Origin of the sequence: Citrobacter sp. C348, from assembly GCF_047467975.1 — a bacterium.
GTDB lineage: Bacteria > Pseudomonadota > Gammaproteobacteria > Enterobacterales > Enterobacteriaceae > Citrobacter > Citrobacter gillenii.
On sequence record NZ_JASJUJ010000004.1, the window covers coordinates 132,367 to 148,130 of the forward strand.

The following is a 15,764-nucleotide window of genomic DNA, read 5'->3' on the forward strand; positions in this document are numbered from 1 at the left end:
CATCGTGTCGGGCGCGCGTTCGCTGCCAGTCGTACAACTGCTGACAGGCTTACTGCTGTTGGCCTGGCCATTTTTAATCTGGTTTGGCCTGGCACATAACGGCCTGCACTGGCTGCTACCGCTGATGGCATTACTGCTGTTTGTACGCTTTCGCCAGACCCGGCGACAGGCGGGACCGTTGCGTGTCGTGACGCAGGTAGTGGCGGTAGCGGGCATCACGCTTTGCGTTGCCAGCTATCTGCTCAAAACGCACCAGTTACTGCTGTTTTATCCGGTGGTGGTCAACGGGGTCATGCTGGCAGTTTTTGGTGGCTCACTCTGGTCTGCCATGCCGGTTGTCGAACGCCTGGCACGGCTGCGCGACCCCAATCTACCCGCAGCAGGCGTGCGCTACACGCGCCGTGTTACGCAAATCTGGTGTGCCTTTTTCATCCTTAATGGCAGCATTGCGCTCGGTACCGCGCTGTATGGCGACATGTCCCTGTGGACGGTGTGGAACGGCATGCTCTCCTACCTGCTGATGGGAACGCTGATGGCAGGAGAGTGGCTGGTGCGCCGCCAGGTGATAAAACGAGATAACCCATGAAGCAGCCCCTTCCACTCTCTGAGTGGCTCAGCGCTCCACGTCCATCCGACGTACCCGTTGCGTGGTTAGAAGACGCGACCTGGACACTCGGCCATCTACGCCACGATGTTGCCCTGTTGATAACGTACCTGCAGCAGCAGGAGGGTGAACGCTGGGCACTGTGCTTTGAGGACAGCTATCTGTTTATCGTGGCACTGCTGGCAACGCTCCATGCTGGCAAAACGCCGGTGATCCCGGGCCATTGTCGCGTTTCATTATTGAACGAGCAGCATGCGCTGTTTGACGGCGTATTGAGCGATAAACCGCTGAACTGGCAGGGTCCGCTACAGGTTGTCCAGTCTGCCATGACGGCCGCCACAGACGACGTGACGTTCCCCCCCATCCGCAGCGACGCCTTTGTGGAACTCTTCACCTCCGGCTCTACCGGCCAGCCGAAGCGGGTCGTTAAACCGATCGGGCGTCTCGATAACGAAGCGGCGTTGCTCGCCGCGCGCTTTGCCGACCGTTTAACAGGTTGTCGGGTGGTGGCATCAGTGTTGCCACAGCATCTGTACGGCCTGACATTTCGTATCTTCCTGCCGATGTCTCTGGGCCTGCCGCTACACGCGGCAATGCTCTGGTACGCCGAACAACTGGCGGCGTTGGGCCATGAGCATCAGTATGTGTTTATCAGCAGCCCGGCGTTTCTGAAACGCCTCGACCACCAGCTTGCCGCACCACCGGTGCGGATGGTTCTGTCAGCGGGCGGTATGCTGCCCTGGCAGGACGTCACGCAGACTGCAGACTGGCTAAACGTCTGGCCTGATGAGATCTACGGCAGTACTGAAACCGGCATCCTCGCCTGGCGTTATCGCCAGCAGGATGATGTGGCATGGCAGCCCTTCCCCGACGTCATATTCCAGTCAGAAAATGACGCGTTTCGCGTATTTTCCCCGCTGATTGCTGCTGATGATGGCCTGTTGCTTGACGATATTCTGCATTTTGCAGAAAACGGTCAGTTCCGCCTGATGGGACGGCGGGGCCGGGTGGTCAAAATTGAAGAGAAGCGTATTTCGCTAAGCGAAGTAGAGCGCCGTCTGCTGGCACTGGACGGCATCTGCGACGTTGCAGCTATGCCTGTCTCACGCGGCGGACGCCAGGGCGTTGGCGTCCTGCTGGTTCTGGATAATGAAACGCGTCAACGCTGGTATCAGCGTGGAGGGAAACCACAAGAGCTGAGCTGGCGGCGCGCGCTGCGCCCATGGCTGGAGCCGGTTGCTGTTCCCCGCTACTGGCGGGTGATTGACGAAATCCCGGTGAACAGTATGAACAAGCGTGTCTATGCGCAATTACAGGAGTTATTCCATGAAACCCCATGAAATTGAGCGCCATCAGGCACAACCTCAGCAGGTGGAGATTATTTTGCATCTCGACCCTTCTCTATTCTGGTTCTGCGGACATTTTACCGTGCAGCCACTGCTGCCCGGCGTGGCACAGATCGACTGGGTGATGCATTACGCCACCACGCTGCTCGCCCCCGGCTGGCGCTTTCACAGCATTCAGAACGTGAAATTTCAGGCCCCGCTGCTGCCGGAAAACACCGTCACGCTAGCCCTGAACTGGCAAGAAGAGCGCCAGATACTGACCTTCAGCTACCAGCGCCACGACGGCGAAGCGCGCCATACCTCCAGCAGCGGGAAGATCCGGTTATGCCGTTAACGTTTTCTCCCTGCGTGCTGATCCCCTGCTACAACCATGGCGCAATGATGGCCAGCGTGCTGGCACGTTTGCAGCCATTTGGCCTGCCCTGCATTGTGGTGGATGACGGCAGCGACACCACCACGCGGGATGAACTGGCTCGCCTGGCGGTAGCTCATCCCCAACTGACCTTAATTCGTCTGCCTGAAAACGCAGGCAAAGGCGCGGCGGTGCTTAGCGGTATGCAGGCAGCGGCAGCGGCCGGGTTCAGCCACGCGGTGCAGGTAGACGCCGACGGGCAGCATGCCATTGAAGATATCCCGAAGCTGCTTGCACTGGCGGAGCTTCACCCGACATCCCTCATCTCCGGCCAACCCATTTACGATGACTCAATTCCCCGCTCGCGCCTGTACGGACGCTGGGTCACTCACATCTGGGTGTGGATTGAAACGCTCTCGCTCCAGCTCAAAGACAGCATGTGCGGCTTTCGGGTTTACCCGCTTGCGCCGACGCTGTACCTGGCGCAGCGCGTGACCCTCGGCCAGCGAATGGACTTTGATACCGAAGTGATGGTGCGCCTCTACTGGCAGGGCAACACCAGCTATTTTGTCCCTACCCGCGTCACCTATCCGCTGGACGGGCTATCGCATTTCGATGCCCTGAAAGACAACCTGCGCATTTCACGGATGCACACACGCCTGTTTTTTGGCATGTTGCCGCGCATCCCGTCGCTGCTTTTTCGCCGCGCATCGCCACACTGGGCACGCCAGCAGGAAGTGAAGGGTTTATGGGGGATGCGTCTGATGCTACTTGTGTGGCGGTTACTCGGGCGCAAAGCATTCTCCCTGCTGCTCTACCCAGTGGTTGGCGTTTACTGGCTCACGGCCTCCACCGCCCGCCAGGCCTCGCAACGCTGGATTAGCCGCGTGCGCGAACAGCTAACCGCACGCCAGATGCCGCTGCCGCCATCACTCACCAGCTATCAGCACTTCCTGCGTTTTGGCGATGCAATGCTGGATAAAATTGCCAGCTGGCGCGGCGAGCTGCGATTAGGCCGCGATGTGGTCTTTGCCCCAGGCGCAGAAGAGACGCTCAACGTCGATTCACCGCGCGGCAAGCTGCTGCTGGCCTCGCATCTCGGCGATGTCGAAGCCTGTCGCGCGCTGGCCCAGCTGCAGGGCAGCAAAACCATCAATGCGCTGGTGTTCAGCGACAACGCCCAGCGCTTTAAACAGGTCATGCAGGAAATGGTCCCGCAGGCCGGGCTGAATCTGCTGCCGGTAACCGACATCGGTCCGGATACTGCCATCCTGCTTAAAGAGAAGCTGGATCGCGGCGAGTGGATCGCCATCGTCGGCGATCGCATTGCCGTTAATCCACAACGCGGCGGCGAATGGCGCGTCTGCTGGAGCTCGTTTATGGGGCAACCCGCCCCCTTCCCACAAGGGCCGTTTATTCTCGCCTCGGTTTTGCGCTGCCCGGTGGTTCTGATTTTTGCCCTGCGCCAGCAGGGCAAACTGCGTATTCACTGCGAACCGTTCGCCGATCCGTTGCTGTTGCCGCGCGCCGACCGGCAAAACGCGTTACAGCAAGCCATCGATCGCTACGCCGAACGTCTGGAGCACTACGCGCTACAGTCGCCGCTCGACTGGTTTAACTTTTTCGATTTCTGGCAGCTGCCGGATACCAAAGACAAGGAGTAAGGGTGCTTAACGATCCCCGCTTTACGGCTGAAGTCGAGCTGACCATTCCGTTCCACGACGTCGATATGATGGGCGTGGCGTGGCACGGCAACTATTTCCGCTATTTCGAAATTGCCCGCGAGGCGCTGCTTAACCAGTTCGATTATGGCTATCGGCAAATGAAAGAATCGGGCTATCTGTGGCCGGTGGTCGATACCCGCGTCAAGTACCGCAACCCTCTGACCTTTGAGCAGCGCATTCGCGTGCGTGCGCGTATTGAGGAGTTCGAAAACCGCCTGCGCATCGGCTACGAAATTTTCGATGCCGAAACCGGCAAACGCGCGACTACCGGCTATACCATCCAGGTGGCGGTAGAAGAGAACAGCCGCGAACTGTGCTTCGTCAGCCCGGCTATCCTGTTCGAACGTATGGGGGTCACGCCATGAGATTTTTACCGCTGCTGGCGCTGCTTATCAGCCCTTTCGTCAGCGCCCTGACGCTCGACTCCCTACAACAGCGCTTTACCGAACAGCCGGTGGTCCGCGCTCACTTCGATCAAACCCGCACCATTAAGGATCTGCCGCAGCCGCTACGATCGCAGGGTAACATGTTGATCGCACGTGACCAGGGATTGCTGTGGGACCAAACGTCCCCGTTCCCGATGCAGCTGCTGCTCGATGACAAACGGATGGTACAGGTGATCAACGGCCAGCCGCCGCAAACCCTCACCGCCGAGAACAACCCGCAGATGTTCCAGTTCAACCATCTGCTGCGCGCGCTGTTCCAGGCGGATCGTAACGTGCTGGAACAGAACTTCCGCGTGGCGTTTACCGACAAGGGTGAAGGCCGCTGGACGCTGCGCCTGACGCCGATCACCACGCCGTTGGATAAGATTTTCGCGACCATTGATTTAGCCGGAAAAACTTATCTGGAGAGCATTCAACTGAACGATAAGCAGGGCGATCGCACCGACATCACGCTTTCCCAACACCAACTGACGCCCGCACAGCTGACTGATGATGAACGCCAACGCTTTGCCGCCCAGTAAACGTCCCGCGCTGCTGTGGGGAATCGCCTGCCTGATCTTGTTGGGCGTGTTGCTGAGCCTGCTGCCACAGGCGCGGCTCAACAGCAGCGTGCTGGCAATGCTGCCCAAGCAGACGCTGGGGGCGATCCCGCCGAGCCTGAACGACGGCTTTATGCAGCGCCTTGACCGGCAACTGGTCTGGCTGGTAAGCCCCGGGAAAAAAGCCGACCCGGCTGTTGCCCGCAGTTGGCTGTCGCTATTACAAAAATCGCAGGCGCTGGCTGAGGTCAAAGGCCCGATGGACGCCAACAGCCAGCAGGCCTGGGGCGCCTTCTTCTGGCAGCACCGCAACGGTCTGATCGATAGCGACACCCGCGCCCGCCTGCAAAACGGCGGCGAAGCGCAGGCGCAGTGGATACTTTCCCAGCTCTACTCTGCTTTTTCCGGTGTCAGCGGCAAAGAGCTGCAAAACGACCCGCTGATGCTGATGCGCGGCTCGCAGTTGGCAATGGCCAAAAACGGCCAGCGCCTGCGGCTGATGGACGGCTGGCTGGTGGCCCAGGATGAACAGGGCAACTACTGGTACCTGCTGCATGGCGAGCTGGCCGGTTCGTCGTTTGATATGCAGCAGACGCACCAGCTGGTCACCACGCTGAATACGCTGGAAGGTGAACTCAAGGCGCAATATCCGCAGGCGCAGCTGTTGTCTCGCGGGACCATGTTCTACAGCGATTACGCCAGCCAGCAGGCAAAGCGGGATGTTTCGACCCTCGGTGTCGCCACCCTGCTTGGGGTGATTTTGCTGATTGTGGCGGTGTTCCGTTCCCTGCGCCCGCTGCTGCTGTGTCTGATTTCGATTGGTATTGGCGCGCTGGCGGGCACCGTCGTCACGCTGCTGATTTTTGGCGAACTGCACCTGATGACGCTGGTGATGAGCATGAGCATCATCGGGATCTCCGCCGACTACACGCTCTACTATCTGACCGAGCGGATGGTGCACGGCGCAGAAACCTCACCGTGGCAAAGCCTCAGCAAAGTGCGCAATGCCCTGCTGCTGGCGCTGCTTACCACCGTGGCGGCGTATCTGATTATGATGCTCGCGCCCTTCCCCGGCATTCGTCAGATGGCGGTATTCGCGGCGGTGGGCCTGAGCGCTTCCTGCCTGACGGTGATTTTCTGGCACCCGTGGCTGTGCCGTGGCCTGCCGGTACGCCCGGTTCCGGCGATGGTACTGATGCTACGCTGGCTTGCCGCATGGCGACGCAATAAAAAGCTTTCCGTCGGCTTGCCGGTGGCGCTGGCCCTGTTCTCGCTGGCGGGTCTTGCCACACTGCGCGTTGATGATGACATCTCCCAGCTCCAGGCGCTGCCGCAGCAGATTCTTGCCCAGGAAAAAGCGATTACCGCGCTGACCGGTCAGAACGTCGATCAGAAGTGGTTTGTGGTGTACGGCAAGTCTGCACAGCAAACGCTGGAGCGGCTGGAACTGTTTACCCCCGCGCTGGAGCAGGCGAAAAAAGAGGGATGGCTTGGCGGCTATCGCACTATTGCGCTGAATTCACTCACCCGACAGCAGCAGGATTTAACCTTGCTGAAAGATGCCGCGCCTGCGGTGGCTAAAGCGTTACAAAACGCTGGAATGACGACGGTAAATGCCGAACTTAACGCTATGCCGGTAACGGTTGATGCCTGGCTTGCCAGCCCGGCCAGCGAAGGCTGGCGGCTGCTGTGGATAACGCTGGCCGATGGCGAAAGCGGCGTGCTGGTACCGGTTGAAGGGGTGAAAAACAGCGCTGCATTAAACACCCTCAGTACCCAATACACCGGCGTCGCATGGGTGGATCGGAAAAGCAGCTTTGACGAACTGTTCGCGCTGTATCGCCATATTCTGACCGGCCTGCTATTGGTTGCGCTGGCAGTGATTGGCTGCGGCGCAGTGGTGCGGCTTGGCTGGCGCAAAGGGCTGACAAGCCTCGTTCCTTCAGTGTTATCGCTGGGCTGTGGTCTGGCGGTGCTTTCGCTAAGCGGCCATGCGGTCAATCTGTTCTCGCTGCTGGCGCTGGTGCTGGTACTCGGCATCGGCATTAACTACACGCTGTTTTTCAGCAATCCGCGCGGCACACCGTTAACCTCATTTTTAGCGATTACGCTGGCGATGCTAACCACCCTGCTAACGCTGGGGATGCTGGTCTTTAGCGCCACCCAAGCTATCAGCAGCTTTGGTATTGTGCTGGTGAGCGGCATTTTCACCGCCTTCCTGCTGTCACCGCTGGCGATGCCAGTGAAAAAGAGAAAAAAAGACGATGAGTAAACTGATATTTCGTTGGTTGAGTGGGCTTTTGCCGGATGGCGGCGTTGCCTTATCCGGCCTACGTCAGCACATCAATTGTAGGCCGGATAAGCGCAGCGCCATCCGGCGGGGCCTGCTCGTCGCCACGCTGCTGCTGGCCGGTTGCAGCCACTCGCAGCCCGAACAAAATGGTCGTCCACAGGCGTGGCTGGAGCCGGGCGCACGCGTCACGTTGCCTGCGCCGGGGATCTCTCCGACGGTCAATTCACAACAATTGCTCACCGGCAGTTTTAACGGCAAAACCCAGTCACTGCTGGTGATGCTTAATGCCGATGATAAAAAACTCACCCTGGCAGGACTCTCTTCAGTCGGTATCCGCCTGTTCCTCGTCACTTACGATGAAAAAGGGCTGCATGCCGAACAGTCGATCGTCGTGCCGCAGTTGCCGCCAGCCAGCCAGGTGCTGGCCGACGTCATGCTCAGCCACTGGCCGATTAGCGCCTGGCAGCCACAGCTGCCGAAGGGCTGGACGCTCACCGATATCGGCGACAAGCGCGAGCTGCGCAACGCCCGCGGCAAGCTGGTCACCGACATCACCTACCTGAACCGCAAAGGCAAGCGCGAGCCAATTAGCATCGAACAGCACGTGTTTAAATACCACATCACCATTCAATATCTGGGTGACTGAGATGATCTACATTTCTGCGGTTAGCATGATTAACGCGCTGGGCAACAACCTCGACGAGATTGCCGCCAACCTGACGCGCGGCGTGGCCCCCGGTATGCGCCCGCGCACCGGCTGGCTTCAGGGCCATACGCATGCGGTGTTAGCCGGCGTTGACGGTGAACTGCCGACGATCCCCGATGAATTTAGCGCTCACCGCTCGCGCAATAATCAGCTGCTGCTGGCGGCACTGGCGCAAATCCAGCCGCAGGTAGATGACGCCATTGCGCAGTTTGGTCGCGACCGCGTTGCCGTGGTGCTCGGCACCAGCACCTCCGGGCTGGACGAAGGCGACGTGCATGTTGATCTCACGCTCAACGGCAAAGCGAGCAGCGCCTGGCAGTACCCGCAGCAGGAGCTGGGCGACCCGTCGCGCTTTCTCAGCCACTGGCTGGCATTGGACGGCCCGGCATTTACGCTGTCAACCGCCTGCTCATCCAGCGCCCGCGCGATCATGAGCGGACGCCGCCTGATTGAATCCGGGCTGGCGGACGTGGCGATTGTCGGCGGGGCGGACACGCTCAGCCGGATGCCCATCAACGGCTTCCACAGCCTGGAATCACTCTCACCAACGTTATGCCAGCCGTTCGGCCGTGACCGCTGCGGCATTACCATCGGCGAAGGCGCAGCGCTGATGCTGCTGACCCGCGAACCGCAGCCGATTGCGCTACTGGGCGTTGGCGAATCCAGCGACGCGTACCATATTTCAGCCCCACATCCGCAGGGCGAAGGGGCGATCCGCGCCATTACACAGGCGCTGAGCGACGCGGGGATGACGCCAGAGCAGGTGGGCTACATCAATCTGCACGGCACCGCCACGCCGCTGAACGACAAAATTGAGGCTAACGTAGTGAACACACTATTTGGCGAAAGCGTCCCGTGCAGTTCGACTAAACATCTGACCGGACACACGCTGGGTGCTGCGGGGATCACCGAAGCTGCCATCAGTATGCTGATTTTGCAGCGCGACCTGGCGCTGCCGCCGCAGGATTTCAGCCAGTCACCGCGCGATGAAACGCTGCCTGCCTGCGGGATCATCGAACAGCCACAGCCGCTGGCGCAGCCAGTTATCCTGTCAAACTCCTTTGCCTTTGGCGGCAATAACGCCAGTATCCTGCTAGGGAGAATGTCATGAGCCGCTATTTTGCACCCGGCGACTATCTGCCGCACGACGCGCCGATGCTACTGCTTGAAGAAGTGGTCAGCGTGACAGACGACTCCGCGACCTGCCGCGTCACGGTATCGCCCGACGGCGTACTGGCTCCGTTTCTCGATGGCGAGGGCAATCTACCCGGTTGGTTCGCCCTTGAACTAATGGCGCAAACCGTTGGCATCTGGTCCGGCTGGCACCGTCATCAGGCGGGTCAGGCCAGTATCTCGCTGGGCATGGTGCTCGGGGCACGTGAATTAGTCTGTGCGGCGGGAATATTGCCCGGCGGCCTGACGCTGGATATTAGCGTCACGCTACTGATGCAAGATGCACGTTTTGGCAGCTTTGAATGCGCCATTCAGGCCGGTGAAGAGATGCTGGCAAGCGGTCGCGTCAACACCTTCCAGCCGACAGCGGAAGAACTTAACACCCTATTTCAACAAGGAGCGTCCGCATGAGTCGTTCAGTTTTGGTTACCGGCGCCAGCAAGGGCATTGGTCGCGCCATCGCCCGCCAGCTGGCGGCGGACGGCTTTGTGATCGGCGTTCACTATCATCGCGATGCACAAGGTGCCCAGGAGACGTTGGATGCAATCCTCGCTGCTGGCGGCACGGGGCGTCTGCTGGCCTTTGACGTCGCCAACCGCGAGCAGTGCCGTGAAGTACTGGAGCAAGATAATGACGCGCACGGTGCCTGGTACGGCATTGTCAGCAATGCCGGTATTACCCGCGATGCGGCTTTCCCGGCGCTCAGCGATAACGACTGGGATGCGGTGATCCATACTAACCTCGACAGCTTCTATAACGTCATCCAGCCGTGCATGATGCCGATGATTAGCGCTCGCCAGGGTGGACGCATCATCACTCTGTCTTCGGTCTCCGGGGTGATGGGCAATCGCGGCCAGGTCAACTACAGCGCCGCCAAGGCGGGGATTATTGGTGCGACAAAAGCGCTGGCGATTGAGCTGGCGAAACGCAAAATCACCGTCAACTGTATCGCGCCGGGGCTGATTGATACCGGGATGATCGAAATGGAAGAGGCCGCGCTGAAAGAAGCCATGTCGATGATCCCGATGAAACGGATGGGCCAGGCAGATGAAGTGGCTGGGCTTGCCAGCTATTTAATGTCGGATATCGCGGGTTACGTCACCCGTCAGGTGATTTCTATCAATGGAGGGATGTTATGACACGTCGCGTCGTGATTACAGGCATGGGCGGCGTCACCGCCTTTGGGGAAAACTGGCAGGATGTCTCCGCCAGGCTACTGGCGTATGAAAACGCGGTGCGCAAAATGCCGGAGTGGCAGGTTTATGACGGGCTGCATACGCTGCTTGGCGCGCCTGTCGACGACTTTACCCTGCCGGAACACTACACCCGCAAGCGTATTCGCGCCATGGGTCGCGTGTCGCTAATGTCCACCCGCGCAACAGAACTGGCGCTGGAGCAGGCCGGGCTGATTGGCGATGCGGTATTGACCAACGGCGAAACCGGGATCGCGTACGGCTCGTCAACCGGCAGCACCGGTCCGGTGAGCGAATTCGCCACCATGCTGACCGAGAAGCACACCAACAATATTACCGGCACCACCTACGTGCAGATGATGCCGCACACTACCGCCGTCAACACCGGGCTGTTTTTCGGTTTACGTGGACGCGTAATCCCCACCTCCAGCGCCTGCACCTCCGGCAGCCAGGCGATTGGCTACGCATGGGAAGCCATTCGTCACGGCTACCAAACGGTGATGGTCGCCGGCGGCGCGGAAGAGTTGTGTCCGTCGGAAGCGGCGGTGTTTGATACCCTGTTCGCCACCAGCCAGCGCAACGATGAACCAAAAACCACGCCCTCGCCGTTCGATGAACATCGCGACGGGTTGGTAATTGGCGAAGGCGCAGGCACGTTGATTCTGGAAGAGCTTGAGCACGCCAAAGCGCGCGGCGCGACAATTTACGGTGAGATTGTCGGTTTTGCTACCAACTGCGATGCGGCGCATATCACCCAGCCGCAGCGCGAGACGATGCAGATTTGCATGGAGCAGTCGCTGAAAATGGCGGGCTTACGCGCGCGGGATATCGGTTATATTTCAGCCCACGGCACGGCGACCGATCGAGGTGATATTGCAGAAAGTCAGGCAACCGCCGCCATTTACGGTGATAATGTGCCGCTGTCCTCGCTTAAAAGTTATTTTGGCCATACCCTTGGCGCCTGTGGCGCGCTGGAAGCCTGGATGAGTTTGCAAATGATGCGCGAAGGCTGGTTTGCGCCTACGCTAAATTTAAGCCAGCCTGATGCCAACTGTGGCGCGCTGGATTACATTATGGGTGAAGCCCGCAAGATTGATTGTGAGTTCCTGCAGAGCAATAACTTTGCGTTTGGCGGCATAAATACTTCTATTATCATCAAACGTTGGCCCTGATATGTACCGGATCGTTGTTGGGAAAGTTTCTGTTTTAAGCGCTGGCGCCCTGCCTCGCGCGTTGTATGAACAGGCGCCGCAAGGTGCGCGCCGCACGCGCTGGCTGGCTGGCCGCGTGCTGCTTTCCCATGCCTTGTCGCCACTGCCTGACATTGTCTATGGTGAGCAGGGAAAACCGGCATTCTCAGGCGACACGCCGCTGTGGTTTAATCTCAGCCACAGCGGGGATGACATCGCCCTGCTGCTCAGTGATGAAGGGGAAGTCGGCTGCGATATTGAAGTCGTGCGCCCCCGTGATAACTGGCGGACGCTGGCAAATACAGTATTCAGCCTTGGGGAACATGCCGAAGTCGAAGCTGAACGCCCGGACCACCAGCTGGCGGCGTTCTGGCGCATCTGGACGCGCAAAGAGGCCATCGTTAAGCAACGTGGCGGCAGCGCCTGGCAAATTGTCAGCGTCGACAGCACCACCCTGACGTCCTCACTCTCTGTCAGTCAGTGCCAGCTCGATACCCTGAGCCTGGCCGTGTGTACGCCAACGCCGTTTACATTGACTGCCGATACCGTGCAGAGACTGGATACCTTAGCGTAAATTTTCCGGGAAGTTATCCGGCAATTCGCTGGCGGCACAGGCAATAACGCTGTCATTATTCGCCCCGCAGTCACGCACGAAGGTAATGGTCGCGAACTCATCAATCACCTCGGTTGGATACGCCGGGCCCGCATCACGATACGACATCATCAGCGGAATATGGTCATTCTGGAAGCAGACCGTTTTCTCCGGATTGTTGATCACCCAGCGTGGAAAGAAGATGGTGCCGTGGAAAAGTTTGTCACCCAGATTTACGATCAAGCTGACGTCGGTTCCGGTCGGTTCGGTCCATGAAATTTTATAAACGCTCTCCCCAACTCGCACAATGTACGCCCGCTGATCTTTCACCCAACGGTTAGCCACAATACCGCTGTGAATACGGTAATCCAGCGTGGTGTCATTTTTCACGTAGATCTCGTAATTCCAGCCATTATCGTAGGTATAGACCAGATGTTTGCCGACAAACCCGCTCAAATCATGTTTATCAAAAGCGCTCATATGCGTTCTCCTCTCAGTTGATGGGGCGATCTTAACGCTTCAAAAATTGGATGAATAACGCTATGTTTACATCATATTCATTCAATTTTTAGATGAGTTATGCATAAGACAACCCTGGAGCAGTGGGCCCTGCTGGAAAAAGTGGTGGAGCTGGGTAGCTTTACTAAAGCAGCGGAAGAGACCAACCGTAGTCAGTCTTCGGTGAGCTACAATCTTGCACTGTTACAGGAGCGGCTCGGCGTGACGCTACTGACGCCGGAAGGCCGCAGAGCGGTATTAACTCCGGCAGGCGAGGTACTGCTCAATCAGGTCAAACCGCTATTGAAGGCTTTTTCATGGGTGGAAACCCGGGCGGCGACTTTACGCAATGGCACGCGAACACGACTGGATTTGATGGTAGATAGCATCTTCCCACGCAAACGCCTGTTCGCGATCCTCAAGCAGTTCCAGCAGGCGTGGCCGCAGACGCAGGTGCGTCTGACTGAAGTGCTGGAGAATGCTGACGATCGGCTGGCGGCACATGCCGATGCGGACGTGATGGTTCTGACCCGGCGTCAGGATGTCACCGGACGCGGTGAATGGTTGATGAATATTGATTTCGTGGCCGTTGCCCACCGCGATCACCCGCTCTGCACGCAGGATACACCGCTGGATGAAGACGCTTTACGCGCCTGGCCGCTGATACGTATTGCCGATCGCGACAACCCACAGCAAGCGGTTCGCGATGCCTGGACCTTCTCTACCATTGATGCCGCTATTGATGCGGTACTGTATCAGGTCGGTTACGGCTGGTTGCCCGAGGAGCGCATTCAAGCGCAGCTTGATCAGGGGCTATTACGTCCGCTGCCGTTAAGTCACGGCGCTCGCCGTGCCACACCGCTGCATCTGATCGTCAAAGAGACGCTCGCGCCGCTGGATGAGCAGGTAAGCACCCTGCTGCGTTTATTGCGAGCGCATTAACCTTTTCCCCAGATGCCGCACGTGTGTTACAAAATACGCTATTTCCGCATGCCCTGTACGCCACATAAAAGGTTAACTTTAGATGCAACGAGTCACCATTACTCTCGATGACGATTTACTGGAAACGCTGGACAGCCTGAGCCAGCGCCGGGGTTATAACAACCGTTCCGAAGCCATCCGCGACATTTTGCGCGGCGCGCTATCCCAAGAAAGCACGCAAGAACACGGCACTCAGGGCTTCGCGGTACTCTCGTATGTGTATGAACATGAGAAGCGTGACTTAGCCAGCCGTATTGTCTCGACCCAGCATCACCACCACGATTTGTCGGTCGCCACGCTGCACGTCCACATCAACCATGACGACTGCCTGGAAATCGCCGTGCTAAAAGGGGACATGGGTGACGTTCAGCATTTTGCCGATGACGTTATCTCCCAACGTGGCGTGCGCCACGGCCATTTGCAGTGCCTGCCGAAAGAAGAGTGACGTCTGTTACGTTGCCGGCTACGAAGAACGCGCTGTCGATTACCAGCAGCGTCAGCGACAGACCGGGAACAACCAGCGTTGTCGCGACGTCATCGGCCAAAACAATGTCCGGCAATCCGCTCGCCGGACTAGCTTCAGACGTGTGCTCCATTTAAAACGCTTGTTGGTATAGCCGTAATGCATCGTTTTCCGTAAGCGGAACGGGATTGTTATCCAGAAGGCGAGTCTGCTGCATGGCATCCTGAGCTAATATTGCCAGCTTTTCAGTAGGTATATCGACATCGCGCAACCTGTTCGGTGCGCCAGTTTCAGCAATAATGCATACCATCGCGGCAATAAATGCCCCGGCATCTTTCTCCACGTCCCCTGACACCTCTGCACCAATAACCGCAGCTAGCTCAGCATAGCGTGGCGCAGCCGCTGGTGCATTAAACTGCAGTACCGGAACCAACATCAGCGCATTCGACAAGCCATGCGGGATATGGTGTCGGGCGCCTAAGGGGTAAGCCAACGCATGCACTGCCGCCACCGGAGAGTTGGCAAAAGCCTGACCTGCCAACATCGCCCCCAGCAGAATATTTTCCCTCGCTTCACGGTTGCATCCATCACGGCAGGCAGTCACCAGATGACGGCTGATTAACCGTAACGCTTCGCGGGCCAGCGCATCAGAGATAGGATTCTTCCTATGCTTTCCGGTGTAGGCTTCAATAGCATGCACCATCGCATCTATTCCGGCAGCTGCGGTGTGCAACGACGGTAACCCTAATGTCAGTTGCGCATCCAGTAACACCAAATCACCATACAGTTGCGGGGCGACGATACCCATTTTGCTGTCGTCATTGGTCGTTAAAATCGAGATATTGGTAACTTCAGACCCCGTTCCTGCCGTGGTAGGAATGTTAACTAGCGGTAGACGCTGCCCGGTGATCTTGCCAATACCATAAAGCTCCTGCAGGTCTTGTTCCGCGTTGACGAGCACAGCGACTAGCTTCGCGACATCCAGCGAGGAGCCGCCGCCTAAGCCAATGACTAACTCACAATGACCATCGCGTGCGACCTGTAAGGCCTCCCGGACAAGACGCTCATGTGGATCTGGCTGGACCCGATCATAGACCGTTACCTGAAACCCTGCGTCATGTAAGCTACGCAGTGTCGGTAGCAGTATCTCAGCCTTTATCAGTCCTGGATCGGTCACAACTAAGACCCGACACGCGTTAAATCGCTGCTGAATAATCTCTCCAATACGCGCCGCACCCGCCCACTCAACGATAATTTCCGGCACGGTCGAAAACGTAAAATCCTTCATGACAGTGTTCATTGATGTTTTCCTGGCAGTAAAAATGGCCGACCTTTAACTACACGGTGCGTCGGCATTAATGTGAAAGCTTTTCACCTCTTTACGCTCAAGTAACGGGCTGATAATCCCCACCCCTATTCGTTGAAAATGCTCCGTTTGTCGATGAAGTTCGAGGCCCTCAGGGCAACGATAAGTTTCAACAATGACAAAGCGATCGTCGTCTTCCGGAGAGCGGAAATACTCATACGCTATATTTTCAGGCTCCAGACGCGAGGCCTCCGCAAGCTGTCTGAGTGCGTCGTTAACCTTGTCTCCCCTTCCCTGACGAGAAAAATAATGTGCAATCACAAAAAGTTGTGTGTTCTCCATAGTATGGCTCCCAGTG

At 57.9% G+C, this 15,764-nt stretch carries 18 protein-coding genes; 15 read left to right on the forward strand and 3 right to left on the reverse strand.

The window, feature by feature from the left end; translation table 11 throughout:
- Nucleotides 1–4: 4 nt before the first annotated feature.
- The 13 genes from QNN86_RS09660 to acpT are packed head-to-tail and all read left to right on the forward strand — an operon-like array spanning nt 5 to nt 12,140.
- Nucleotides 5–586: a hypothetical protein gene (locus QNN86_RS09660; RefSeq protein WP_181618376.1), complete on the forward strand. Its 582-nt coding sequence runs from the start codon at nt 5–7 to the stop codon at nt 584–586.
- Complete coding sequence (locus QNN86_RS09665) at nt 583–1,944, forward strand: AMP-binding protein (protein WP_414211003.1); 1,362 nt, start codon at nt 583–585, stop codon at nt 1,942–1,944. The genes QNN86_RS09660 and QNN86_RS09665 overlap by 4 nt, the downstream gene beginning before the upstream one ends.
- On the forward strand, nt 1,931–2,284 hold the full coding sequence (locus tag QNN86_RS09670; RefSeq protein WP_181618374.1) for a hydroxymyristoyl-ACP dehydratase: 354 nt from the start codon (nt 1,931–1,933) through the stop codon (nt 2,282–2,284). Before QNN86_RS09665 ends, QNN86_RS09670 begins: the two co-directional genes overlap by 14 nt.
- The gene (locus tag QNN86_RS09675) at nt 2,275–3,966 is read left to right on the forward strand and encodes a glycosyltransferase family 2 protein (protein WP_414211004.1); all 1,692 of its coding nucleotides are present in this window, start codon (nt 2,275–2,277) and stop codon (nt 3,964–3,966) included. Before QNN86_RS09670 ends, QNN86_RS09675 begins: the two co-directional genes overlap by 10 nt.
- Before the next feature lie 2 nt (nt 3,967–3,968).
- Entirely contained in the window at nt 3,969–4,391 is a 423-nt protein-coding gene (locus QNN86_RS09680; RefSeq protein WP_414211005.1) for an acyl-CoA thioesterase, read from the forward strand.
- Nucleotides 4,388–4,993, forward strand: a complete 606-nt coding sequence (locus tag QNN86_RS09685; RefSeq protein WP_182270782.1) for a LolA-related protein — start codon at nt 4,388–4,390, stop codon at nt 4,991–4,993. Before QNN86_RS09680 ends, QNN86_RS09685 begins: the two co-directional genes overlap by 4 nt.
- Complete coding sequence (locus tag QNN86_RS09690) at nt 4,962–7,283, forward strand: MMPL family transporter (protein WP_414211006.1); 2,322 nt, start codon at nt 4,962–4,964, stop codon at nt 7,281–7,283. Before QNN86_RS09685 ends, QNN86_RS09690 begins: the two co-directional genes overlap by 32 nt.
- Nucleotides 7,276–7,950 carry a DUF3261 domain-containing protein gene (locus tag QNN86_RS09695; RefSeq protein WP_414211007.1) on the forward strand — a complete coding sequence of 225 codons (675 nt, stop codon included), beginning with the start codon at nt 7,276–7,278 and terminating at the stop codon, nt 7,948–7,950. The genes QNN86_RS09690 and QNN86_RS09695 overlap by 8 nt, the downstream gene beginning before the upstream one ends.
- A gap of 1 nt (nt 7,951) precedes the next feature.
- A complete protein-coding gene (locus QNN86_RS09700; protein ID WP_414211008.1) occupies nt 7,952–9,121 on the forward strand; it encodes a beta-ketoacyl-[acyl-carrier-protein] synthase family protein in 1,170 nt (389 codons plus the stop codon).
- A complete protein-coding gene (locus tag QNN86_RS09705) occupies nt 9,118–9,594 on the forward strand; it encodes a 3-hydroxy-fatty acyl-ACP dehydratase (RefSeq protein WP_414211009.1) in 477 nt (158 codons plus the stop codon). Before QNN86_RS09700 ends, QNN86_RS09705 begins: the two co-directional genes overlap by 4 nt.
- Nucleotides 9,591–10,322, forward strand: coding sequence for a 3-ketoacyl-ACP reductase FabG2 (locus QNN86_RS09710; protein ID WP_181618367.1), 732 nt, complete (start codon nt 9,591–9,593; stop codon nt 10,320–10,322). The genes QNN86_RS09705 and QNN86_RS09710 overlap by 4 nt, the downstream gene beginning before the upstream one ends.
- The gene (locus QNN86_RS09715) at nt 10,319–11,548 is read left to right on the forward strand and encodes a beta-ketoacyl-ACP synthase (protein WP_414211011.1); all 1,230 of its coding nucleotides are present in this window, start codon (nt 10,319–10,321) and stop codon (nt 11,546–11,548) included. Before QNN86_RS09710 ends, QNN86_RS09715 begins: the two co-directional genes overlap by 4 nt.
- A gap of 1 nt (nt 11,549) precedes the next feature.
- Nucleotides 11,550–12,140, forward strand: coding sequence for a 4'-phosphopantetheinyl transferase AcpT (gene acpT / locus QNN86_RS09720; protein ID WP_096759196.1), 591 nt, complete (start codon nt 11,550–11,552; stop codon nt 12,138–12,140).
- On the opposite strand, the gene QNN86_RS09725 is transcribed toward acpT, so the two are convergent.
- Nucleotides 12,132–12,638: a phenolic acid decarboxylase gene (locus QNN86_RS09725; protein ID WP_135911256.1), complete on the reverse strand. Its 507-nt coding sequence runs from the start codon at nt 12,636–12,638 to the stop codon at nt 12,132–12,134. The genes acpT and QNN86_RS09725 overlap by 9 nt on opposite strands.
- Before the next feature lie 99 nt (nt 12,639–12,737).
- Here QNN86_RS09725 and QNN86_RS09730 point away from each other — a divergent pair, with 99 nt between their 5' ends.
- Together QNN86_RS09730 and nikR are read left to right on the forward strand one after the other, a co-directional pair.
- Nucleotides 12,738–13,598, forward strand: a complete 861-nt coding sequence (locus QNN86_RS09730; protein WP_117342497.1) for a LysR family transcriptional regulator — start codon at nt 12,738–12,740, stop codon at nt 13,596–13,598.
- Between the two features lie 82 nt (nt 13,599–13,680).
- On the forward strand, nt 13,681–14,082 hold the full coding sequence (gene nikR / locus QNN86_RS09735) for a nickel-responsive transcriptional regulator NikR (RefSeq protein WP_096759193.1): 402 nt from the start codon (nt 13,681–13,683) through the stop codon (nt 14,080–14,082).
- Between the two features lie 151 nt (nt 14,083–14,233).
- Here nikR and QNN86_RS09740 read toward each other — a convergent pair whose 3' ends face one another.
- Both QNN86_RS09740 and QNN86_RS09745 read right to left on the reverse strand, forming a co-directional pair.
- Entirely contained in the window at nt 14,234–15,400 is a 1,167-nt protein-coding gene (locus QNN86_RS09740; RefSeq protein ID WP_181618362.1) for an iron-containing alcohol dehydrogenase, read from the reverse strand.
- Between the two features lie 33 nt (nt 15,401–15,433).
- A complete protein-coding gene (locus QNN86_RS09745) occupies nt 15,434–15,748 on the reverse strand; it encodes a putative quinol monooxygenase (RefSeq protein WP_181618361.1) in 315 nt (104 codons plus the stop codon).
- Nucleotides 15,749–15,764: the final 16 nt, after the last annotated feature.